Genomic DNA, 20,312 nt, shown 5'->3' on the forward strand with positions numbered 1-20,312 from the left:
CTCAGGGTAATTATCACGGGAGAACGATATGAAGCTCTATGAACTGGTTGGCCGCGATCCCTCACACGGCTTCAGCCCCTATGTCTGGCGGACGAGAATGGCGCTGGCGCACAAGGGATTCGAACCCGAAATGGTGCCGCTCAGATTTACCGAGATTGCAGAAAAACTTGCCTTCGCCGAGTCCCGGACTGTGCCCGTGCTTGAGGATGGCGATAAAGTGGTGGCGGACAGCTGGCATATTGCCTGTCATCTGGAAGATACCTATCCCGACCGCCCCAGTCTGTTTGGCGGCGCAGTCGGCCGGGTACAGGCCCGGCATTTCAACATGGTCAGTTTCCACGGTCTGGTGGTGCCTCTGTTCCGGGCCATTGCGGGAGAAATCTTTGAGATGCTTGACGAGGAAGACCAGGCCTATTTCCGGGAGAGCCGGGAGAAACGGCTGGGCAAGGCGCTTGAGGAAATGGAGCACCATCGCGACGAAAACCTGGATTTGTTCCGGGCAAATCTCTGGCCCTATGAGCAGACCCTCAAGGAATATGACTTTTTCGGCGGTGAGACCCCCACTTACGGCGATTATATTCTTTACGGTATTTTCCAGTGGTCCAGGGGCACCTCCCGGGCCCAGCTGGTGGAGCAAAACAGCCGCCTTGATGACTGGCGAAGCCGTATGGACGAACTATTTGACGGTCTTGGCGGGCGCCTTCAGCCGAGAAGTTAGGATCCGGCTGGTTTTTGTGAGATCCGGGGGTTGAAAATACGGTCCGTTTTTCCATATCTGAACCACGTAAAGACGATTTAAGTGAGGGAAAACAAAATGACCGCCAAAACCGAAGAAAAGGCACCGAAGACCGAGAAACACGGTTTCCAGGCAGAAGTCTCCCGGCTTCTGCATATGATGGTGCATTCGGTCTATTCGGACCGGGAAATTTTTCTCCGGGAGCTGATCTCCAACGCTTCCGATGCCTGTGACAAGATCCGTTATGAATCCCAGACCGACAAGTCGCTACTGGAAGAGGAGCCGGACTTCTCCATCTCCATCAGGGCAGACAAGGCAAATCGTACCCTGACCGTTTCCGACAACGGCATCGGCATGAACCGGGATGACCTGATGAGCCATCTGGGCACCATTGCCCGTTCCGGTACGTCCGCCTTCATGGAACAGCTGTCCGGCGACAAGAAAAAAGACATGAACCTGATCGGCCAGTTCGGGGTCGGTTTTTATTCTGTCTTTATGGTAGCCGATAAAGTCACAGTGCTTAGCCGCCGGGCCGGTGAGGATCAGGGCTGGTCCTGGATCTCCGACGGACTCGGGGAATATGAAATTGCCGAAGCGGACAAGAAGGGCCGCGGGACCGAAATCACCCTGCATCTGAAGGAGGATGCGGAGGAGTTTCTGGAACAGCACCGCCTTCAGAATATCATCAAGACTTACTCCGACCATATTGCCATTCCCATCAGCCTGGTGACGGAAACGGACGGAGAGGAAGCTTCGGAGAAAGTTAATGAAGGTACGGCCCTCTGGGTCCGTCCCAAATCTGATATTACCGAGGATCAGTATAAAGAATTTTACCATCATGTGGCCCATGCCATGGATGATCCCTGGATGACCCTGCACTACCGGGCCGAAGGGGTAATCGAATATACGGTACTGATGTTTGTACCCGGGCAGCAGCCCATGGACCTGTTCGATCCGGCCCGCCGGCCGCGCACCAAGCTTTATGTAAAGCGGGTGTTTATCACCGACGACTGCGAGGACCTGGTGCCCGGCTACCTGCGTTTCATGCGCGGTATTGTCGACAGCGAGGATCTGCCGCTGAATATCAGCCGCGAGATGCTGCAGAACAATCCGGTCATGAACAAAATCCGCAAGGCGGTCACCAACAAGATTTTGTCCGAACTGGAGAAAAAGGCCGACAAGGAGCCGGAAGCCTATGCGGAATTCTGGAAAAACTTCGGCCCGGTCCTGAAAGAGGGCATTTACGAAGATTTCGAACGTCGTGACCAGCTTCTCAAGCTGGCCCGCTTTGACAGCACCGGTGTCGATGGACTGACCAGCCTGGCCGACTATGTTTCCCGCATGAAAGAGGGCCAGGAAACCATCTATTATATTACCGGCGACAGCCCGGAACAGGTGTGTCGCTCACCGCAGCTTGAAGGCTTCAAGGCCAAGGAACTGGAAGTGTTGCTATTGTCCGACCCGGTGGATGACTTCTGGCTGCAGATGGTGCCTGAATTCGACGGCAAAAAATTGCAGTCCGTGACCCGTGGCAGCGCCGACCTCGATGATGCGGACAAGGAAAGCGATGATACGGAAGAGAAGAAAAACACCCCCGAAATTGATGCCCTGGTCGGGGCGTTGAAAGCCAATCTGGGAGAGGCGGTCAAGGATGTTCGACCCTCCAGACGTCTGACCGACAGTGCCGTCTGCCTGGTGGCTGACGAGGGTGATATGGATATGCATCTGCAGAAAATCCTGCAGGCTCACAACAAGCTGGACATGATGGCGGCCCGGGTCCTGGAAATCAATCCGAACCACGAATTGATCAGGGCGATGGCGGATATTGCGAAGGGTGACAATTCCGTGGACCGTCTGAAGGATGCTTCCCGGCTTCTTCTCGATCAGGCATTGATCATGGAAGGGGAGGCCCCGTCTGATCCTGTAGCGTTTGCAAAGCGTCTGGCCGGTGTGATGACACGCGGCCTTTCATAGACTCTGCATTGTAGGCGCAAAGAACGGGGCTCTGTCAGTGATGGCAGAGCCCCTTTAGTTTGAGGGGGTAATATACATAGTTGCAGTCATTGGGCCCTATCGAGACGGATGCGGGCCGCTGAAAGAATGGTGCCGGTGTCTTTTTGCTGCACCAGAATGGCGTAATTGTCGCATTTCTCTGCGGCGGCCTTGTCCGGGTCAAGGGACAGCATGACTTCGCGTCCTGTCCAGCTCCCGATATGTTTAAGGCCGCGCACCACATTGCTGTAGTGCCGGGTCTGTCCGGCCAGTTCGCCGCTCCTGATCTTGACCGTGCGGGTGCTGTCATAGGCCACCAGCCAGATGCTTGCCGGCTCGTCAATGGCTCCATCGCCAATCGTCAGATTGATCATGTTATCCTGAATGCCCAGTATAATTCCGGGGCCGTTTATGGGGACGCCATGCTCTGCCGTCAGATATTTCTCAATCATGTCCCTGCGCGAACCGACCACGGCGTTGCGGCCGTTGATGATCATTTGCGGGGTATAGACCTCTCCCTTGCTCAGAAGCCGGTTATAGTCTTTCTGGCGTTTGGTAAATTCGGGCCTGGAAAAGACGTCTTTCCAGCCCAGATAATTCCAGTAATCCACAGAATAGCTGAGAGCCAGGATATCGTCTCTCTGGCTCAATTCCCTGAGCAGTTCATCAGCCGGAGGGCACGAACTGCACCCCTGGGAGGTGAAAAGTTCAACCACGGAAAGCCTGCCGGCGCTGGCGGGGGTGGCAAACAGGGTAAGGACACAGAATACTTTTAAAATTCTAACTATTGGTAATTGCTTTTTCATGCCTGTACGATACATTTTTCGGTCATCAAGTGCCAATCACACTATGGTGATTTTATAAAAGACAAAACCCCGAGGGATGGTCAGTGTCACAAAAGGTGTTCCAGGTTAATTCTTCCATTGCGGAGAGCTATAATTTTTTTCTGACACATCTGCCGCATTTTGTCCGTCTTGCGGCGGGGCCGTTTATTCTATGGATTTCATTCAAAACCCTGGAAAAAGTCCTGCTCAATGAGTATGGCATCATTTTCGATACCACCTATGTGGTCAGCCTGATTACGGCGGCCTTTGCCCTGGTCTGGTACCGGCAGTTCCTGCTCGGCGCGACACACGCCACTTATGCCAACCTGGTGGCCCAGGGGTTCCGGGGCGGAAATTTTTCCCTGCTCAGGCTTGGGAAAAGCATCCTCAGGGTGGGGATTATCACCCTGGCGCTGGTTGTACCCACCATCATGCTGTCTCTTGCGGCGCTGCTGATCTATCAGGCGGACGGCCATCCCTTTAGCCGGGCGGAACTGAACGAGCTGGTCCTGAAATGCACTATTGTCGTGATGGTTCTGGTGTCGCCGCTCCTGGTGCGATTGTCCCTTTATTCCGCAGGTATGGCGCTTGGCCGGCGCAACATGAAATTGAGCCATATCTGGCAAAAGACCAGCGGTTTCACCTTTGCCTTGTGGATGATGAGTTTCCGGGCTTTCCTGCCCATCAGCCTCTATGCCTGGGTCCTGTCCTGGATGCTGGGGGAAATTGTCGCCAATGTCGAGATGCATTACCTGCTGGCGGTGCTGGTGGTGAATGTGCCGGCGGCCCTGATGACCTTCTTCATGCTGGCCATTGTGGTGGCGGCCAATGCAGAGGCCTTCCGGGTGTTGATCGGTGTACGTGACGGGGATGCGCCGCACCGGGAGGATTCCGGTGTCCCACGGGATCAATCCGAAGAACATGCGGCCGGTCAGGCCGAATAGCTAGCTGCACAGGCGCAGCAATTCTTCCACTGTTTTGATTCCCAGTTTGCGGCAGCCATCCTGCCACAGCTTTCCGTCGTCGGGCCTTATGTCACTGGCTTTCTCCCGCACGGCCTGCTGCAGGATATGTTCACAATATTCCCGCTCGGGTGTCGGCAGGAAGGACACCGGGTCAATCACAAGTCCCGGGTCTGCATGGCGGATATGGCTGAGCAACATGGAACCAACCATGGACGGCAGGCCGGAGGCGGCGATGCCTGTCTGTTCCGGCCCGTTGCGGCAATAGAGCATGAAATAATAGAGCGTCCGGTTGTCCCGCCGGATCAGGGAAACCCGGTCAAACCTTTTATCCGTTTCCATGCCGGGCAGGGTCAGTTCCCGGAAGGGCAACACCTGCCAGTGATCGGACGGCGCGGTGTCGAGAAGGGCCAGATTGGAATCCTGCCTGAGGGTGCCCTGAAGATAGGCGCTGGCCAGTGCGGGAGTGCCCGGGTCCCGGCTGAAGTTCAGCGACAACAGGCATTTGAGTGCGGAAAAGTCACCGAGTTTATTGTCCGGCAGGGCAAACAGCAGGCACTGCTGTACGCCGAGGCCGTCGTCCAGAAGGGTTGAAAAATTGTCCGCAAAACCCGCACTGCCGCTGTTCCGGCTGCAGTTCTCCAGGGCTTCGAAAGGATACTGGACAGGTGTGGTGCTCATGCCGTGGACATATCACAAGTCCCTGCCCGTATAAACAGAAAAGGCCGGGATGAACCCGGCCTTTTGAATGGGATATGCGTTCCGGCTTATGAGTTGGCCAGGTTGCGCAGTACATAATGCAGGATGCCGCCGTTGGCGTAATATTCCACTTCGTTGGCGGTATCGATCCGGCACAGGACCTTGATGTCCTTGGTGCTGCCGTCGGCGTAAGTGATTTTCACATCCACATCCTGGCGCGGGGTGATGCCGCTGCCGATGCCGGTGATGTCAAATGTTTCCTTGCCGGTCAGCTTCAGGGTCTCGCGGGTATCGCCGTCCTTGAACTGCAGCGGCAGAACGCCCATGCCGACCAGGTTGGAGCGGTGAATACGCTCGAAGCTTTCCACGATCACGGCCTTCACACCAAGCAGGTTGGTGCCCTTGGCGGCCCAGTCACGGCTGGAGCCGGTGCCATATTCCTTGCCGCCGACAACAACCAGCGGCACACCGTCGGCCTGATACTGCATGGAGGCGTCATAAATGCTGGTGACTTCACCGGACGGGTAATGTGTGGTCCAGCCGCCTTCAGTGCCCGGCGCCATCAGGTTGCGCAGGCGGATGTTGGCGAAAGTCCCGCGCATCATCACTTCATGGTTACCGCGGCGGGAGCCGTAAGAGTTGAAGTCCTTGCGGTCCACACCGTGTTCCTGCAGGTATTTGCCGGCCGGGCTGTCGGCCTTGATGGCGCCTGCGGGAGAAATGTGGTCGGTGGTGATACTGTCACCCAGCAGGGCCAGCAGACGAGCATTTTTAATGTCGCTGAAACCACCCTCGGCGGCCTTGCTCATGCCCTGGAAGTAGGGCGGGTGCTGCACGTAAGTGGAGTTGGCATCCCAGGCATAGGTTTCGCCTTCGGCCACTTTGATGGCCTGCCATTCCGGCGTGCCGGCAAAGACATCGCTATACCGTTCGATGAACATTTCGCGGGTCAGTGAAGAGGCGATGACATCTGCCACTTCCTTGTTGCTCGGCCAGATGTCTTTCAGGAAGACGTCGTTGCCGTCTTTATCCTGGCCGATCGGGTCTTTGGTAATATCAATGGACATGGACCCGGCGATGGCATAGGCGACCACCAGCGGCGGTGAAGCCAGATAGTTGGCTTTTACATCCTGGGAGACGCGGCCTTCAAAGTTCCGGTTACCGGACAGTACGGAGGTGCAAACCAGGTCATTTTCATTGATGGTTTTGGACAGTGGCGGGGCCAGCGGGCCGGAGTTACCAATACAAGTCGTACAACCATATCCCACGAGGTTAAAGCCGAGGGCATCCAGATGGCTCTGCAGGCCGGCTTTTTCCAGATAGTCGGTAACCACCTGTGACCCAGGGGCGAGAGACGCCTTGACCCATGGCTTTTTGGTCAGGCCCAGGGCATGGGCCTTCTTGGCCACCAGACCGGCCGCCATCAGCACACCGGGGTTGGACGTGTTGGTACAGGAGGTAATGGCGGCAATGACCACGTCGCCGTGACGGATGCCGTTGGAATCGCCTTCCACGTCAAAGGTATGGCCTTTTTCATGCAGCTTGCCAAAACCGTCCAGTACGGCATCAAAGCCTGTGGCGGCGTCAGAGAGGGCAACACGATCCTGCGGACGTTTGGGTCCGGCCAGGTTCGGTACAACGGTAGAGATATCCAGTTCCAGGGTTGTGGTGTAAACCGGCTCGGGAGAATTGGCGTCCCGCCACATGCCCTGCTCCTTGGCATAAGCTTCCACCAGGGCGACAGTTTCATCGTCACGGCCGGAGAAACGCAGATACTCAAGGGTCTGGGCGGAAACCGGGAAGAAGCCGCAGGTGGCGCCATATTCCGGGGCCATATTGGCGATGGTGGCCTGGTCGGCCAGGGTCAGGTGATCAAGGCCGTCGCCGTAAAATTCAACGAACTTGCCGACAACGCCAAGTTCACGCAGCATTTCCACAACCCGCAGCACCAGGTCGGTCGCGGTGATGCCTTCCATCATTTCGCCGGTCAGCTTGAAGCCGACAACTTCCGGGATCAACATGGAAACCGGCTGGCCGAGCATGGCAGCCTCGGCCTCGATGCCGCCCACGCCCCAGCCGAGTACAGCCAGGCCGTTGATCATGGTGGTGTGGGAGTCAGTCCCGACACAGGTGTCGGGATAGGCCACGGTGCGGCCGTCAACATCGGCAGTCCACACGGTCTTGGCGATATATTCCAGGTTTACCTGGTGACAGATGCCGGTTCCAGGGGGGACGGCAGAGAAATTGTCAAAGCTTTTCTGGCCCCATTTCAGGAACTGGTAGCGTTCGGCGTTCCGTTCCATTTCCAGGTCCACATTTTCCTTGAACGCGGTCGCGGTACCGGCCTTGTCCACCATTACGGAGTGGTCGATAACCAGATCCACCGGACTCAGCGGGTTAATCTTCTGCGGATCGCCGCCCAGATCGACCATGGCGTTACGCATGGCGGCCAGGTCAACAACGGCGGGCACGCCGGTAAAGTCCTGCATCAGCACGCGGGCCGGACGATACTGGATTTCACGGCTGTCCTTGCCGCGGTTTTTCTGCCAGTCGGCAATGGCCTGAACATCGCCCGTGGATACCGTTACACCGTCTTCATAGCGCAGCAGGTTTTCCAGCAGCACTTTCAAGGTGTAGGGAAGGCGGGATACGTCACCGATCTTGTCGGTTGCTGCGGAAAGTGAAAAATAATCATATTCCTTGCCGTTCACATTCAGCGTGCGGCGGGTTTTCAGGCTGTCTTGACCAACAGATGCCACGATTGTTCTCCTTTTATCATTAAGACCGGTGCGGCAAGCCACTGGGCCCGTGTGGCCGGGTGCCGGGGTTGCCTGCGAGGGAATGCTCGACCGTTTTCTGCACTAAAACCATGGAATTCTCAAGGGAAAATGTGTTTTTGAGAGTTGTTCTTAGAAACCGTTTGCGGCAGGAAAACAGGAAAGCTGCCAAACGGCTAATCTGTCAGGCGGCCGGCAGGCCGGCAGACCGGCATTGCACCGGCGAATGTGACCGGATGGTCATAATCTGCCCGAATCTTTTCCCAATACCGTCTCATTGAGACCCCAATGACCGTCTAGTCTTTATCAGGTTCAAGGTTCGCCTATAAAAAGCAGGAGAAAGACATGAAAACACCAATCGTTGCCTTTGTCGCCCGGAAAAGAAAGCATCTCTGGCCCCGGCTGCTCCTGTCATTTGCCATGGTGACCACCTTTATCGTGTTTTCTGCGGATTATTCCGCTGCAGGCCCAGCTGCTGACGGCAACGGCGTGCCCTGGAGCGATATCCTGGTGGGGACGGCGCTTTTTTCATTTTCTACCGCTTTGATCCTGTGGGCCGGGGAAATCTATCAGCGGGTGACAAGATAGACCCGGTTTTTTCGAACGTGGCGGGCACACTCCAACCTGTCCTCTAAATGCCCGCCCCTGGTGCCTGCTCCCGTCCTGTCCGAGTTTGGGAGCAGGCACTTTATATTTTTGCCTGTCAATTTTCCTGAGCGGCAATTTTCCTGAGTGCCAATTTTTCTTCTGGCCCAATTTTTCTTCTGTATGGGCCGTCAAAATGCTATAGCTCGCAGGATGTTGCATGACTGTCAGGAGGGCAGAAAAATTCTTGAGGCAAACGGCCTGTGCTGTGTAAGGGGTGATTTTACCGTTTTTTCCGATCTGGAGTTTTCCCTGCCGCGGGGAAAGGCGCTTGTGCTGCGCGGTCCCAACGGGTCCGGTAAATCGACTCTGATCAAGGCTATTGCCGGCCTGCTGCCGCTGCTCGGGGGGAGCTTGAGCTGTGACGGCGAGGAATTTACCGGCGACGGCGACTGGATTTCCGACAATATCTGCTACCTTGCCCATAAAAATGCCCTCAAGGGTGAATTGACCGTGCAGGAGAATATTGCCTTCTGGGCCCGTCTGCGCGGAACCGGGGACAGGGTTGTCGAGGCTATGATCGCCCTTGGCATTGACCGCCTGGCGGATCAACCCGCCCGCTATCTGTCATCGGGACAGGGGCGACGAACGGCGCTGGCCCGTATTCTCTGTCATGATGCTTCGGTCTGGCTCCTGGATGAGCCCACGGTCGGACTGGACCAGGACGGCGTGCAGAAACTCTCCCGCGTCATGACCTCCCATCTGGACAGCGGCGGCCTGATTGTCACGGCGACCCATATCGATCTGGCCCTGCCGCCGGAACGGGTGGTTTTTCTCGATATGGGGGCTTTTTCAGGCGGTGCTGCAAGCGCCGGTGAGGACTGGTTCCTGAGCGAGGTCTGGTCATGATGGGGCAGTTTCTGCAGATTGTTTTCAGGGATGTGAAACTGTCCTGGCGTCAGGGCAGCACCGGCCTGATGGTGGTGTTTTTCTTTGCCATGGTGGTCTCGCTTTTCCCCTTTGCGGTGGGGCCGGAACCCGACATGCTGTCGCGTATTTCCGTTGCCGTGATCTGGGTGGCGGTGCTGCTGTCGTCCCTTTTGTCCCTGGACCGGGTTTTTCAGGCGGATTTCGAGGATGGCTCCCTGGATCAGTTCGCCCTGCTGCCGTTGCCGCTGTCACTGGTGGTGCTGGCAAAATCCATAGCCCACTGGTTGATCACGGCCCTGCCCCTGATTCTGCTGTCGCCGGTTCTCGGCATGATGATGCATTTGCCGGAAAGCGGTTTTGCACCGTTGGTCGTGGTGTTGGTGTTGTCTACTCCCGCGCTCAGTTTTATCGGCGCCGTCGGCGCAGCGCTGACGGTCAATTTGCGCCGTGGCGGGGTCCTGCTGTCGCTGCTGGTTCTGCCCCTTTATATCCCCGGTCTCATTTTCAGTGTTCTGGCGGTGAATGCGGCAATGGCCGGGCAGGACATGCGTTTGTCGGTGATGATCCTGACAGGCTTTACCCTTGGAAGCGCCGTGCTGGGCCCATGGGCAGCGGCTGCGGCGCTCCGCTCAGGTCTCGACTAGGCCTTTAGTTTTTCCGATCCTTCAGAAGGTGCCCGGCGGGCTATTCAGATGTGTCGGGTCCGTTCGTTCAATCAGCTTTTTCAGGAAGCCGGGCAGGTGGGGCTTTACCCGTGTCAGCTGGCGGCACAGGGCCGGCAGGCGCTGCCTCAGTTTCTGAACCCAGATTCTGACCCGTTCACTTTCCGAGACAAGAAGGCTGAGCCCGACCAACGCGGTAATCTGGCCGATGGGGATGGGCATGGGCGCAATGATCACCCCGGCGATGAACAATATCCAGCCGACGATCAGTTTTACAGGTCTTTTTACAGTTCTCCAGCTCATGGAACCGATACATTCTTACGTGATTTGAAACCCAGTGCGGAAAATATATTCCACGGATACTTTAATTAGAAAATCGCGGCGGAAGTATGGCTAATCGATGAAAGATTAATGACATGCGACGAACGTCGCAGACAATCGAAAACTGGCGGCCGTCAGCTTCCCAGGGGATGTTCCCGGAATTCCCGCAGGAGAGTTTGATACAGATCCTGGTCGCGATTGTTGTAGCGCCATTCGCATTCCTTCAGATGAAGCAGGAAGGTGGATTTGTGCATGCCCCTGAATTTGCTCAGCCGCAGATGGGCGAAATCCCAGAAGCCTGAAATACCGCTGTCGCGAATCTGTATTCTCCGATCATTGCTGATGTCGATCAGTTCGTCATAACCGGGCCAGTCCGGCCTGTAGATAATGTCCTCGATTCCTTTCCGGCTGGCCAGAAGCTCCGACAGCGGCCTGTAATATTCAGGGGCGATCATTTCCGCATATATCCGCTGCTGTTTTTTCAGGACACCGATCAGAATATGACCGGTCTTTTCCTGGCAGGTTTTTTCCGGCGGGACAGTTTGTGCCGTATCAAGACCGGTGAGCCGGGCGATTCGTTCGCGGAACAGCCGGAAATAACGATCCACGCTGTTGATGTTGAGATGAATCTCTTCTGCCGTCTGCTGGGCAGTCCGGTCGGCAATGTAATCCTTCAGCATCTGCCGGAATTTCTGTTCAGAAATGTGAGAATGTGCGCAGTATTTGTTTTTCATTATAAAGCAACAGCTTAGGAGTGTAGTTCCGCCTTAAACTGGGGATGTTCCCTAATTTCATTTATTTACTTATCTTTTCAATAAGTTATAGTTTTTTCTATAACTTGTCTAATTATAGTTTGATGGATTTTGCCAAAGACTTAGAGACAGGTTGGTCTTCAGTGGATGAATGGGAGACGGATGATGAAAAAGACCATTTTTGCAGCGGGCGCATTGTGTGTCATGCTGATCGCGCCGTTGTCGGCGCTTGCGGATGCACCGCTAGGACTACCGCCGGTGCCGGTGCCGGAAAACAACCCGATCACCAAGGAAAAAGTAGAGCTTGGCAGCAAACTTTTCAACGACAAGAGGTTCAGTACTACCGGTGAGGTAAGCTGTGCCACCTGTCATGATGCAGCGAAGGGGTTTACCGACGGACCGCTTTCCGTATCGGAAGGTATCAACGGGCTGACCGGTACCCGGAATGCGCCGACAGTGATCAATGCGGCCTATATGAAAACCCAGTTCTGGGATGGCCGCGAACCTGATCTGGAAGGCCAGTCCAAGGGGCCCTTTGTAAATCCTGTGGAAATGGGTCTGGAAAACCACGACCCGATTCTGGAAATTGTCCGAAGTGACAAGGAATACGGTCAAATGTTCAAGAAGGCATTTGGTATTTCCCAGAAGAAGATCACCATGGAGCATGTGTCAAAGGCCATCGCTTCCTTCGAGCGAACGATCATCGCCGGCGACAGCCCCTTTGATCGTTATGTTTATGGCGGAGACAAGACCGCCATGTCGGAAGCGGCTATCCGCGGACTCAGGGTGTTTCGTTTCGAAGGGCGTTGTGAATCCTGCCACACCACCAGCGAAACCTTCGCCCTGTTCAGCGACAGCAAGTTCCATAATCTCAATGTGAATTTTGACAAGATTTCCGGCAGCCTGCATTCCGTAACGGAGACCTTCAAAAGCAATAAGGAAGGCGGTCTTGACCTGGATGTCACCGTTCTGACCGATGCCGAAGCTTCCGAGCTTGGCCGTTTTGTGGTCAGTACCCAGCCTGCGGATATTGGCGCTTTCAAGACCCCGACCCTGCGCAATATCGAGCTGACGGCCCCCTACATGCATGACGGCAGCATCAAGACCCTGGAAGAGGTTGTTGATTTCTACAACAACGGCGGCCGGGTCGATCCGGATGGTCCGGTCAATGATTTCCAGAGCAGCGGCATTCGTCCGCTGAACCTGACCGACCAGCAGAAAGCCGATCTTGTGGAGTTTTTGAAAGCCCTGACCAGCTCGAAGAAAACCCTGCAAAATCTCGCTGAAATGATGAAATAGGAGGCTTCAATGAAACATATTGACGATGTGAATCTGACCACAGCACAGCTGCTTGAAGATACTCCTGTAGCTGAAAATACCACCCGGCGGACAGTGTTGCGCAACGGGATGGCGATGGTGGCCGGCGCCTGTCTGCCGATCACCAGTGTAAAACTGGCCTTTGGCGGGGAACAGGAAGACTTTACCTTTGCCTATATCTCCGACAGCCACATCCAGCATATTCGCGGCAACAAGTTTGTCCGCAACTGGGACCGTGGCCTGATCCGCGCGGTCGCCGAATGTAATCTGATGAATCCGCGTCCGGATTTTGTCATTTACGGCGGCGACCTGGCCCAGCTTGGCACCAAGCCGGAACTGGATCACGGCTTTGAAATCATGTCGGGGCTCAACGACTTCGATGTTCACTATGTAATGGGCGAACACGACTATTACCTCGATCTTGGTGAATACTGGTCCAAACATAACGGACCCCAGTATTACAGTTTTGATCACAAGGGTGTTCACTTCGTTGTCCTCAACAGCATTCTGGTTGACGATGACTGGACCCATAACCGCTGGAAAGACGGCACCGAACGTATGGGTGTGATGGCCGGGCTCGACGATCCGCGCGGCTCCCCCTTCATGATCGGTAAAAAGCAGCTGGACTGGCTGAAAAAGGATCTGAAGAAGGTTGCCAAAGACACGCCGGTGGTGGTTTGCTCTCATTCCCCGATCCAGAAAATTTTCAAGAACTGGAACTTCTGGACCGAGGAAGCCGAGGATATTCAGAAGCTTCTGAAGAAATTTGACAAGGCGACGGTTCTGTACGGCCATGTGCACCAGATCCAGTATAACCAGATCGACAACATCAGCTTCCATGCGGTCATGGCGACGGCCTGGCCCTGGCCCTATCCGCAGTCCTATGTTCAGGCGGAAAGCCACCTGCCCCAGCTGACCATTCCCATGAACCGGGCGGATCCCTTCTTTGAACGGGATGCCACCGGCTGGCAGTATATTGACATCAACAGCGGCAAGGCGTCCGTGAATTACAGCCTGCCGCAGAACAAGTCCCGGACCGTGGCTTACGATCCGAAAAAAGGTCATCCTGTGGATACAACCTATCAGGAAGCCGGGCTGATTCTGCCGCAGAAACATTATTGAGGATGGGAGACTGATATGAAAAAGACACTAAAAACCCTCGCTCTTGTCCTGGGGGGGCTGATGATGCTTTCACCCTTTGCCAGGGCTGATGAATTCGACAAAAACGATGTTGATCTCTGGACCAAGGAATTTATGGCGTCAGTGGAAAAGGGCCGGGCCGCCTGGGTTGACGGAAATCTGGGCACCAACGGCGTGGCCTGCGCCCAGTGCCATCCCAATGCAGCCAATACCCATCCGGAGACCTATCCCAAATTCCAGAAACAGATTGGTCGGGTGGTCGTGTTCGGAGAAATGATCAACTGGTGCATCATCAATCCACTGGAAGGCAAGGCCCTGCCACTGGATGACGAGACCCTGATCGCCATGCAGGCCTATGCCCGCTGGGAGCGCCGCGGGGTGGCTCTGGATCCGGGCAAGCACTAGAATTCGAAGCATATCACGGACAGCCATTTGACTTTGTGGAAGATATCAGACCGGCTGTCCGCCCCTTGGGCGGGGTTTGTGAATTTATGTGGGGAATATGTCCAAAAAACTTGATTAAAACATAAGTTGGCGATAGACCTCAGATCATGCATAAGTTCGCAAATCCCGCCCGCTTTATGCGGTTGAGTAAACTGATCCAGCCCTGGGCGATCGCGCTTGCCGTCGTCCTTCTTTCTGTCGGCTCCTACATGTCTCTTTTTGTGGCGCCCGAAGATTATCAGATGGGAGCGACTTTCCGGATCATGTATGTGCATGTGCCGTCCGCCTATATGTCTATGTTTGGCTATGTGCTGATGGCGGTGGCCAGCATTGTCGGCATCATCTGGAAACATCCCCTGGCAGATTATACCGCCCGGGCCGCCGCCCCGATCGGCGCGGCTTTCACCCTGCTTGCCCTGATTACCGGAAGTCTCTGGGGCCAGCCCATGTGGGGCACCTACTGGGAATGGTATGATGCCCGGCTGACGTCGGTGCTGATCCTGTTTTTTCTTTATCTGGGTTATATGTCCGTGTGGCAGGCCATTGACGACCAGACCCGGGCCGCCCGCATTGCCGCCATTGTCGCCATTGTCGGCGTGATCAACATCCCGATCATCAAGTTTTCCGTCGAATGGTGGGCAACCCTGCATCAGCCGGCAAGCCTGATCCGCATGGACGGTCCAAGCATTCATCCTGACATGCTGTGGCCGCTGATCATCATGATTCTGGCCTTCAACGCCTATTTTGTCGTGGTGCTGATCTGGCGGTTGCAGAGCCTGATCATGGGTAAGCGGATCAGGACCCTGCGGCAGCAGCTTGCAGCAAGGAGCGGACAATGATGGGACAATATGCGGCCTTCGTCTGGTCAAGTTTTGGCATCGCGGCCGCGGTGATGATTGTACTTGCCCTGCAAAGCTGGTTTGGACGCCAGCGGGATATCAGGCAATTGCGCCAGCTGGAAGAACTGGTGGGGCCGGGGGCCGCCGGGGATTTTGAAACGAAACAGGAAGACAGGTAGAGGTGATGACAGCAGAACAGGCCACACAGGCTCCAGGTCCGCGCAGCCGGGCCGCTTCACGCAAGCGCCGTCGCATGTATCTTGTGGTCACCAGCCTTGCCGTACTGGGGCTGGCGGTGGCGCTGGTGCTGACAGCGCTTCAGGACAGCATTCGCATGTTCTATGATCCCACCGAGGCCATTGAACGACAGATTCCGGCCGGCCAGGTCTTTCGCCTTGGCGGCCTGGTGGAAGAAGGCAGCCTGGAACGGGGTACCGATGAGCTTGTCTATAAGTTCCGGGTCACCGACGGTAACGAAACCATGCAGGTGGTTTACCGCGGCCAGGTGCCGGATCTGTTCCGTGAAGGCCAGGGTGTAGTCGCCGAGGGACATTTGGACGCGAACGGTATCTTCATCGCCAGCGAAGTTCTGGCCAAGCATGATGAAAACTATATGCCCAAGGAAGTGGCTGAAAGCCTGAAGGAACGCGGCCTCTGGCAGCATGAAAACGAAGGTGCGTCGGAATGATGGTGGAAACCGGCCATTTCGCCCTGGTGCTGGCTTTTGCCCTGGCGGTGGTCCAGGGCGTCTTTCCGCTTGCAGGCAGCTACCGGAAGGACGAGCGGCTGATGGCGCTTGCCGCCCCCGCGGCCTACGGTCAGTTTCTGCTGGTGCTGTTGGCTTTTCTTGTTCTGATGCACGCCTATGTGACCTCGGACTTTTCGGTCCGAAATGTGGCCGTCAACAGCCATACCCTGAAGCCGATGCTGTACAAGATCGCCGGGGTCTGGGGCAACCATGAGGGATCCATCCTGTTCTGGGCCATGATCCTCGCCCTGTTCGGCGCTATGGTGGCGCTGTTCGGCCGTAACCTGCCCCGCAGCCTCTATGTCAGGGTTCTGTCGGTGCAAGCGTTGCTCAGTGTTGGCTTTTATCTTTTCCTGTTGCTGACCTCCAATCCGTTTGAGCGGGTCTTCCCGGTGCCGCCGGAAGGCAACGGCCTGAACCCGCTGCTTCAGGACCCGGGACTGGTCTTTCATCCCCCGTTTCTCTATCTCGGCTATGTGGGCCTGTCTGTCGCTTTTTCCTTTGCCGTGGCGGCGCTTCTGGAGGGTCGGGTCGATCCGGCCTGGGCCCGCTGGGTGCGCCCCTGGACCCTGATCGCCTGGTGTTTCCTGACCATCGGCATCACGCTTGGCAGCTGGTGGGCTTACTATGAGTTGGGCTGGGGCGGCTGGTGGTTCTGGGACCCGGTGGAAAATGCTTCCTTCATGCCCTGGCTTGTGACGACGGCGCTTTTGCATTCGGCCATTGTGGTGGAAAAACGCGACACACTGAAAAGCTGGACCATCCTGCTGGCCATCATCGCCTTTTCTTTCAGTCTGCTCGGCACCTTCCTGACCCGCTCCGGAGTGATAACATCGGTTCATGCCTTTGCCACCGATCCGGAACGCGGGGTCTTTATCCTGATCTTTCTTCTGCTGGTCATTGGCGGCAGCCTGTTGCTTTACGCCCTACGTTATGACCGGTTGCAGCCTGGCGGCCTGTTCGCCCCCATCAGCCGCGAAGGCGCGCTGGTGATGAACAATATGCTCCTGACAGTGGGGGCAGCGACGGTGCTGTTCGGCACATTGTACCCGCTGATCCTGGATGCGCTCAGCGGAGAGAAAATCTCTGTCGGCGCCCCCTATTTTGAAATCACTTTCGGCTCGCTGATGATTCCTCTGGTGCTGATGATGGCAGCCGGCCCCTTCCTGCGCTGGAAACGGGCGGACCTTGTCGGAGTGGTGCATCGCATGCGCCTGGTGTTGTTTGTGGCGTTGGCGGTAATGGTCGGCGGGTATTTCATTGCCCATCATGATGAGAATCACCGGCCGCTTCTGACGGCCCTGTGGTTCGGGCTCGGCAGTTGGCTGATGCTTGGGACATTTGTGGAACTTGCCGAACGGATCAAGTTGTTCAGGATCCCCCTTGGCGACAGTCTGTCCCGTCTCGGTCGTCAGACCCGGGCCAGCTGGGGCATGACTCTTGGCCATTTCGGCCTGTCGGTGATGATTTTCGGCATCACGGTCAGCTCAAGCTGGCAGACGGAACATCTGGATGTTCTGGTGGCCGGGGACAAGATTGAAATCGGCGGTTATGCGCTCACCTTCAACGGGGTGAAGCCGCTGGCTGGACCCAACTATACATCGCTTGCCGGGGAATTTTCTGTCACTGACGAGGCGGGCAAGGTGATCACCCGGCTCATTCCGGAAAGCCGCACCTATGCGAGCCCGCCGATGACCACCACCGAAGCGGCCATTCATGCCACTTTCCTCGGCGATCTTTTTGTCGCCATCGGGGAGGGACAGGGGCAGGATGCCGCCGGTCGCGACCGCTGGTCGGTCCGCGCCTATTACAAGCCCCTGCAGTTCTGGCTCTGGAGCGGGGCCATGATTATGGTGATCGGTGGCCTGATTTCCCTTAGTGACCGGCGTTTCCGCATCGGCGTGCCGGCGGGCCGGAAAAAGACAACCGTTCCGGCGGATGCGAAGGGGGGGAAAGTTCATGCAGCTTAAAGCGATTTTGCCGCTTGCCGTCTTTGTCGTCCTGGCCATTGCGCTGGGGGTCGGACTGACGCTCAACCCCCGGGAAATCCCCTCGGCCCTGATTGACAAGCCGGTGCCGGATTTCAGCCTGCCCAATCTGTCAGGAAACGGGGACGGTATCGTGGCCGCCGACCTTGCGGCGGAAGACGACATCATTCTGGTCAATTTCTTTGCCTCCTGGTGCGGCCCCTGCCGGGTGGAGCACCCGCAGCTGCAACGGATGGCCTCCGAACATGGCCTCAAAATCTACGGCATAGCCTATAAGGACGAGCCGGAAAACTCACGCGCCTTTCTCGAGACCCTGGGCGATCCCTATGCGAAGACCGCGGCGGATGTCACCGGCCGGGTCGGTATTGACTGGGGTGTTTACGGCATTCCGGAAACCTTTATCGTCAAAAACGGCAGGATCATGCATAAACATGTCGGCCCCATCCATGAATGGGAAGTGGAAGATAAAATTATTCCGGTTCTGAAACGACTCAAAGGTGAAGGCGAGTGAGGGTTTTTTTTCTGACAATTCTGCTCTGCTGTAGCGCTCAAATGGCGTTGGCCATCGGTGTGGATGATGGCCGCCTGAAGGATCCGGCCCAGGAAGCCCGGGCCCAGGAACTGATGAAGGAACTGCGCTGCCTGGTCTGCCAGAACCAGTCCATTGTCGACAGCAATGCGGATCTGGCCCAGGACCTGCGTATGGTGGTCAGGGAACGCATCCGGGCCGGGTATTCAGATGAAGAAGTGCTTGCCTATATGACCGACCGTTATGGCGACTGGGTGCTCCTGAAGCCGCCGTTCAAGAGCAAGACCTTCATGCTGTGGGTTGCGCCGCTGGCGCTGCTGCTGATCGGGGCGGTTTTCGTCGTATTGTATCTGGGACGACGAACTTCTTCCACCCCGCCCTCCGTCCCGCTGAGCCGGGAAGAGGAAGAACGGCTGGAAAAGCTTCTTCATGACGGGGAGGAAAGCTGATGTACTGGGTTCTGATGGCCGCCCTGCTTGTGCTGGCGCTGGCCTTTGTGCTTGTCCCCCTGTTCCGCTCTGTAAGGCGGCAGAAAGACGAACATCCCGATAGGGCCGTCTACAGGGCTCAGCTTGCGGAACTGGAAGAGGATGTGGCCGAAGGCCGCCTGTCCGGTGAAGAGGCGGAAACGGCGCGCCTGGAAATCCAGCGGCGCCTTCTGAAAGCGGCGGACCGGCAGGATACGGAAACAGCTTCCAGGACACCGGCCACCGGAAAAGTCATCCTGATTGCCGGTCTGATGATGGCCTGTGCCGCCCTATATCTGGAGGTCGGTACACCGGGTATGCCCGATTTCCCGACTGAAAAGGAAGATGCTGCGGCCGAGGGTGATGAAGGGCATCAGAAACTTCTGGAATTTGTGGCCAAAATCAAGGCCCGGCTGGCGGAGGATCCTTCCTCGAAAGTGGGCTGGATGGCCCTGGGCCAGTTTGAAAACAGGCTTGGCAACTATCCCGCCTCTGCGGCGGCGTTCGAGAACGCCTGGGAGCTGGACCCCGGTAATTTCGATCTGATGCTCATGTATATGGAAAGCCTGATTGTGCTGTCCGATGGCAAGATGAGCCCGGCGTCCCTCTATATGCTGGAAAAGGTGCTGGCGCAGAATCCCGACCACCCGGGTGTACAGTATTATGTGGGTCTGACCGATTATCAGGCCGGCAAGAAGAGAGAGGCGCTGGGGCGCTGGAAATCCATTGTCGCGCAGTCTGCCCCGGATGCCCCCTGGACCCGGCAGATGAATGAGGTTATCGCCATGACCGAACGTGAGCTGGGCCTGCAGTCCGGAGCTGTGGCCCCCGAAATCGACCGGGATCAGATGCAGGCGGTGCAGGATATGGCACCCGAGGAACAGCAGCAGGTGATCCGCAGCATGGTTGATCGATTGGCCGCCCGGCTTGAGGAAAATCCCGAGGACGGGGCCGGCTGGCAACGGCTCGGCCGGGCCTGGCAGGTACTGGGAGAACGCGCCCTGGCTATTGATGCTTACAAAAAAGCGCTTATATATTCACCAGAAAGTGATAAAGCGGTTCTTGAAAAAGAGCTGGAAAAACTGGAAAATTCCGAGTAAAATGCAGGCCAGTCGCAGAAGTCGACGAATTCCCTTCAGAATGATCGGTCGTGTATTTTTAAGATTCCGGTAAGATTCCGGAATTACAATGATTGCCTTGCGCCTTGGGTAATATGGCTGAGAACGGATGAAAATTACTTCGAATTCACAATTGCTGGCCTCTCTGGGTTCCCTGGTTGATAACAACCAGCGGGAGACCCAGCAACAGCTCGTGGACCGGCAGCAGCTCAAGGAACAGCAGGTCGAGGCCCGTCAGCAGGCCCGGGAGACCGACCGGCAGCAGCAGATAACCCAGAACCGGGACGCCCTGAAAAAATCCCAGGAGGATCTCAGGGCCCGCAATCTGGACAAGCTGAAGCAGACCATTTCCGCGGCCACTTCCGAGGAAGAGAAAAAGCAGTCGTCAGTGAACCTGAATCTCCGGGAAAGCGTCGGCGGCGCCAAGGGCAAGCCTGCCTTTGAAAGACTTGGCCAGATTGTTGATATCAGAATCTGAGCCT

At 56.3% G+C, this 20,312-nt stretch carries 22 protein-coding genes; 17 read left to right on the top strand and 5 right to left on the bottom strand.

All coding sequences use genetic code 11. The annotated features are described in order from the left end of the window. Positions 1-28 precede the first annotated feature (28 nt). Positions 29-718, top strand: a complete 690-nt coding sequence (locus ACN0YD_RS00555) for a glutathione S-transferase family protein (protein WP_417316688.1) — start codon at positions 29-31, stop codon at positions 716-718. Between the two features lie 96 nt (positions 719-814). After that, on the top strand, positions 815-2,710 hold the full coding sequence (htpG, locus tag ACN0YD_RS00560) for a molecular chaperone HtpG (protein ID WP_417316689.1): 1,896 nt from the start codon (positions 815-817) through the stop codon (positions 2,708-2,710). Between the two features lie 86 nt (positions 2,711-2,796). Here htpG and ACN0YD_RS00565 read toward each other — a convergent pair whose 3' ends face one another. After that, on the bottom strand, positions 2,797-3,444 hold the full coding sequence (locus tag ACN0YD_RS00565; RefSeq protein ID WP_417316690.1) for a DUF1223 domain-containing protein: 648 nt from the start codon (positions 3,442-3,444) through the stop codon (positions 2,797-2,799). A 173-nt stretch (positions 3,445-3,617) separates the two neighbouring features. Between ACN0YD_RS00565 and ACN0YD_RS00570 the strand changes: the two genes are divergently transcribed. Then, positions 3,618-4,496: a hypothetical protein gene (locus tag ACN0YD_RS00570; protein WP_417316691.1), complete on the top strand. Its 879-nt coding sequence runs from the start codon at positions 3,618-3,620 to the stop codon at positions 4,494-4,496. Here the strand turns inward: ACN0YD_RS00570 and ACN0YD_RS00575 are convergent, their stop codons facing one another. Next, complete coding sequence (locus ACN0YD_RS00575; protein ID WP_417316692.1) at positions 4,497-5,195, bottom strand: hypothetical protein; 699 nt, start codon at positions 5,193-5,195, stop codon at positions 4,497-4,499. A gap of 86 nt (positions 5,196-5,281) precedes the next feature. Further along, positions 5,282-7,972, bottom strand: a complete 2,691-nt coding sequence (gene acnA, locus ACN0YD_RS00580) for an aconitate hydratase AcnA (protein ID WP_417316693.1) — start codon at positions 7,970-7,972, stop codon at positions 5,282-5,284. 363 nt (positions 7,973-8,335) lie between these two features. Here acnA and ACN0YD_RS00585 point away from each other — a divergent pair, with 363 nt between their 5' ends. The 3 genes from ACN0YD_RS00585 to ccmB all read left to right on the top strand — a co-directional run bounded on the left by ACN0YD_RS00585 (position 8,336) and on the right by ccmB (position 10,149). Further along, positions 8,336-8,578, top strand: coding sequence for a hypothetical protein (locus tag ACN0YD_RS00585; RefSeq protein ID WP_417316694.1), 243 nt, complete (start codon positions 8,336-8,338; stop codon positions 8,576-8,578). Between the two features lie 210 nt (positions 8,579-8,788). Beyond that, the gene (gene ccmA, locus ACN0YD_RS00590) at positions 8,789-9,484 is read left to right on the top strand and encodes a heme ABC exporter ATP-binding protein CcmA (RefSeq protein WP_417316695.1); all 696 of its coding nucleotides are present in this window, start codon (positions 8,789-8,791) and stop codon (positions 9,482-9,484) included. Then, a complete protein-coding gene (ccmB, locus tag ACN0YD_RS00595; protein ID WP_417316696.1) occupies positions 9,481-10,149 on the top strand; it encodes a heme exporter protein CcmB in 669 nt (222 codons plus the stop codon). The genes ccmA and ccmB overlap by 4 nt, the downstream gene beginning before the upstream one ends. 21 nt (positions 10,150-10,170) lie before the next feature. Here the strand turns inward: ccmB and ACN0YD_RS00600 are convergent, their stop codons facing one another. Both ACN0YD_RS00600 and ACN0YD_RS00605 read right to left on the bottom strand, forming a co-directional pair. Next, positions 10,171-10,470, bottom strand: coding sequence for a PGPGW domain-containing protein (locus ACN0YD_RS00600; protein WP_417316697.1), 300 nt, complete (start codon positions 10,468-10,470; stop codon positions 10,171-10,173). A gap of 152 nt (positions 10,471-10,622) precedes the next feature. Next, on the bottom strand, positions 10,623-11,168 hold the full coding sequence (locus ACN0YD_RS00605) for a hypothetical protein (RefSeq protein WP_417316698.1): 546 nt from the start codon (positions 11,166-11,168) through the stop codon (positions 10,623-10,625). 234 nt (positions 11,169-11,402) lie between these two features. Between ACN0YD_RS00605 and ACN0YD_RS00610 the strand changes: the two genes are divergently transcribed. The 11 genes from ACN0YD_RS00610 to ACN0YD_RS00660 all read left to right on the top strand — a co-directional run bounded on the left by ACN0YD_RS00610 (position 11,403) and on the right by ACN0YD_RS00660 (position 20,308). Then, positions 11,403-12,539 (top strand): cytochrome-c peroxidase, encoded by a 1,137-nt coding sequence (locus ACN0YD_RS00610; protein ID WP_417316699.1) that lies wholly within the window; start codon positions 11,403-11,405, stop codon positions 12,537-12,539. Positions 12,540-12,647: 108 nt separating this feature from the next. Then, positions 12,648-13,679: a metallophosphoesterase family protein gene (locus ACN0YD_RS00615; RefSeq protein ID WP_417318817.1), complete on the top strand. Its 1,032-nt coding sequence runs from the start codon at positions 12,648-12,650 to the stop codon at positions 13,677-13,679. 15 nt (positions 13,680-13,694) lie between these two features. Beyond that, on the top strand, positions 13,695-14,102 hold the full coding sequence (locus ACN0YD_RS00620) for a c-type cytochrome (RefSeq protein ID WP_417316700.1): 408 nt from the start codon (positions 13,695-13,697) through the stop codon (positions 14,100-14,102). 146 nt (positions 14,103-14,248) lie between these two features. Next, positions 14,249-14,980 (top strand): heme ABC transporter permease CcmC, encoded by a 732-nt coding sequence (ccmC, locus tag ACN0YD_RS00625; RefSeq protein WP_417316701.1) that lies wholly within the window; start codon positions 14,249-14,251, stop codon positions 14,978-14,980. Continuing rightward, the gene (ccmD, locus tag ACN0YD_RS00630; RefSeq protein ID WP_417316702.1) at positions 14,977-15,159 is read left to right on the top strand and encodes a heme exporter protein CcmD; all 183 of its coding nucleotides are present in this window, start codon (positions 14,977-14,979) and stop codon (positions 15,157-15,159) included. Before ccmC ends, ccmD begins: the two co-directional genes overlap by 4 nt. 5 nt (positions 15,160-15,164) lie before the next feature. Then, a complete protein-coding gene (gene ccmE, locus ACN0YD_RS00635) occupies positions 15,165-15,668 on the top strand; it encodes a cytochrome c maturation protein CcmE (RefSeq protein WP_417316703.1) in 504 nt (167 codons plus the stop codon). Beyond that, positions 15,665-17,698, top strand: a complete 2,034-nt coding sequence (locus ACN0YD_RS00640) for a heme lyase CcmF/NrfE family subunit (protein WP_417316704.1) — start codon at positions 15,665-15,667, stop codon at positions 17,696-17,698. Before ccmE ends, ACN0YD_RS00640 begins: the two co-directional genes overlap by 4 nt. Beyond that, a complete protein-coding gene (locus ACN0YD_RS00645; protein WP_417316705.1) occupies positions 17,688-18,227 on the top strand; it encodes a DsbE family thiol:disulfide interchange protein in 540 nt (179 codons plus the stop codon). Before ACN0YD_RS00640 ends, ACN0YD_RS00645 begins: the two co-directional genes overlap by 11 nt. Continuing rightward, positions 18,224-18,694: a cytochrome c-type biogenesis protein CcmH gene (locus ACN0YD_RS00650; RefSeq protein WP_417316706.1), complete on the top strand. Its 471-nt coding sequence runs from the start codon at positions 18,224-18,226 to the stop codon at positions 18,692-18,694. The genes ACN0YD_RS00645 and ACN0YD_RS00650 overlap by 4 nt, the downstream gene beginning before the upstream one ends. After that, complete coding sequence (ccmI, locus tag ACN0YD_RS00655; protein ID WP_417316707.1) at positions 18,694-19,812, top strand: c-type cytochrome biogenesis protein CcmI; 1,119 nt, start codon at positions 18,694-18,696, stop codon at positions 19,810-19,812. The genes ACN0YD_RS00650 and ccmI overlap by 1 nt, the downstream gene beginning before the upstream one ends. 127 nt (positions 19,813-19,939) lie before the next feature. After that, positions 19,940-20,308 carry a hypothetical protein gene (locus ACN0YD_RS00660; RefSeq protein WP_417316708.1) on the top strand — a complete coding sequence of 123 codons (369 nt, stop codon included), beginning with the start codon at positions 19,940-19,942 and terminating at the stop codon, positions 20,306-20,308. The last annotated feature ends 4 nt before the right edge of the window (positions 20,309-20,312 follow it).

Origin of the sequence: Emcibacter sp., from assembly GCF_048269205.1 — a bacterium.
GTDB lineage: Bacteria > Pseudomonadota > Alphaproteobacteria > Sphingomonadales > Emcibacteraceae > Emcibacter.

Bases quoted from the DNA above. Each gene is read 5' to 3' on its own strand.
- ACN0YD_RS00620 (WP_417316700.1), top strand. From the start codon at position 13,695: ATGAAAAAGACACTAAAAACCCTCGCTCTTGTCCTGGGGGGGCTGATG.
- ccmE (WP_417316703.1), top strand. From the start codon at position 15,165: ATGACAGCAGAACAGGCCACACAGGCTCCAGGTCCGCGCAGCCGGGCC.
- ccmI (WP_417316707.1), top strand. From the start codon at position 18,694: ATGTACTGGGTTCTGATGGCCGCCCTGCTTGTGCTGGCGCTGGCCTTT.
- ACN0YD_RS00640 (WP_417316704.1), top strand. From the start codon at position 15,665: ATGATGGTGGAAACCGGCCATTTCGCCCTGGTGCTGGCTTTTGCCCTG.
- ccmD (WP_417316702.1), top strand. From the start codon at position 14,977: ATGATGGGACAATATGCGGCCTTCGTCTGGTCAAGTTTTGGCATCGCG.
- ACN0YD_RS00645 (WP_417316705.1), top strand. From the start codon at position 17,688: ATGCAGCTTAAAGCGATTTTGCCGCTTGCCGTCTTTGTCGTCCTGGCC.
- ccmC (WP_417316701.1), top strand. From the start codon at position 14,249: ATGCATAAGTTCGCAAATCCCGCCCGCTTTATGCGGTTGAGTAAACTG.
- ACN0YD_RS00615 (WP_417318817.1), top strand. From the start codon at position 12,648: ATGGCGATGGTGGCCGGCGCCTGTCTGCCGATCACCAGTGTAAAACTG.
- htpG (WP_417316689.1), top strand. From the start codon at position 815: ATGACCGCCAAAACCGAAGAAAAGGCACCGAAGACCGAGAAACACGGT.
- ACN0YD_RS00660 (WP_417316708.1), top strand. From the start codon at position 19,940: ATGAAAATTACTTCGAATTCACAATTGCTGGCCTCTCTGGGTTCCCTG.
- ccmA (WP_417316695.1), top strand. From the start codon at position 8,789: ATGTTGCATGACTGTCAGGAGGGCAGAAAAATTCTTGAGGCAAACGGC.
- ACN0YD_RS00605 (WP_417316698.1), bottom strand. From the start codon at position 11,168: ATGCTGAAGGATTACATTGCCGACCGGACTGCCCAGCAGACGGCAGAA.
- ACN0YD_RS00585 (WP_417316694.1), top strand. From the start codon at position 8,336: ATGAAAACACCAATCGTTGCCTTTGTCGCCCGGAAAAGAAAGCATCTC.
- ACN0YD_RS00600 (WP_417316697.1), bottom strand. From the start codon at position 10,470: ATGAGCTGGAGAACTGTAAAAAGACCTGTAAAACTGATCGTCGGCTGG.
- ACN0YD_RS00555 (WP_417316688.1), top strand. From the start codon at position 29: ATGAAGCTCTATGAACTGGTTGGCCGCGATCCCTCACACGGCTTCAGC.
- ccmB (WP_417316696.1), top strand. From the start codon at position 9,481: ATGATGGGGCAGTTTCTGCAGATTGTTTTCAGGGATGTGAAACTGTCC.
- ACN0YD_RS00610 (WP_417316699.1), top strand. From the start codon at position 11,403: ATGATGAAAAAGACCATTTTTGCAGCGGGCGCATTGTGTGTCATGCTG.
- ACN0YD_RS00575 (WP_417316692.1), bottom strand. From the start codon at position 5,195: ATGAGCACCACACCTGTCCAGTATCCTTTCGAAGCCCTGGAGAACTGC.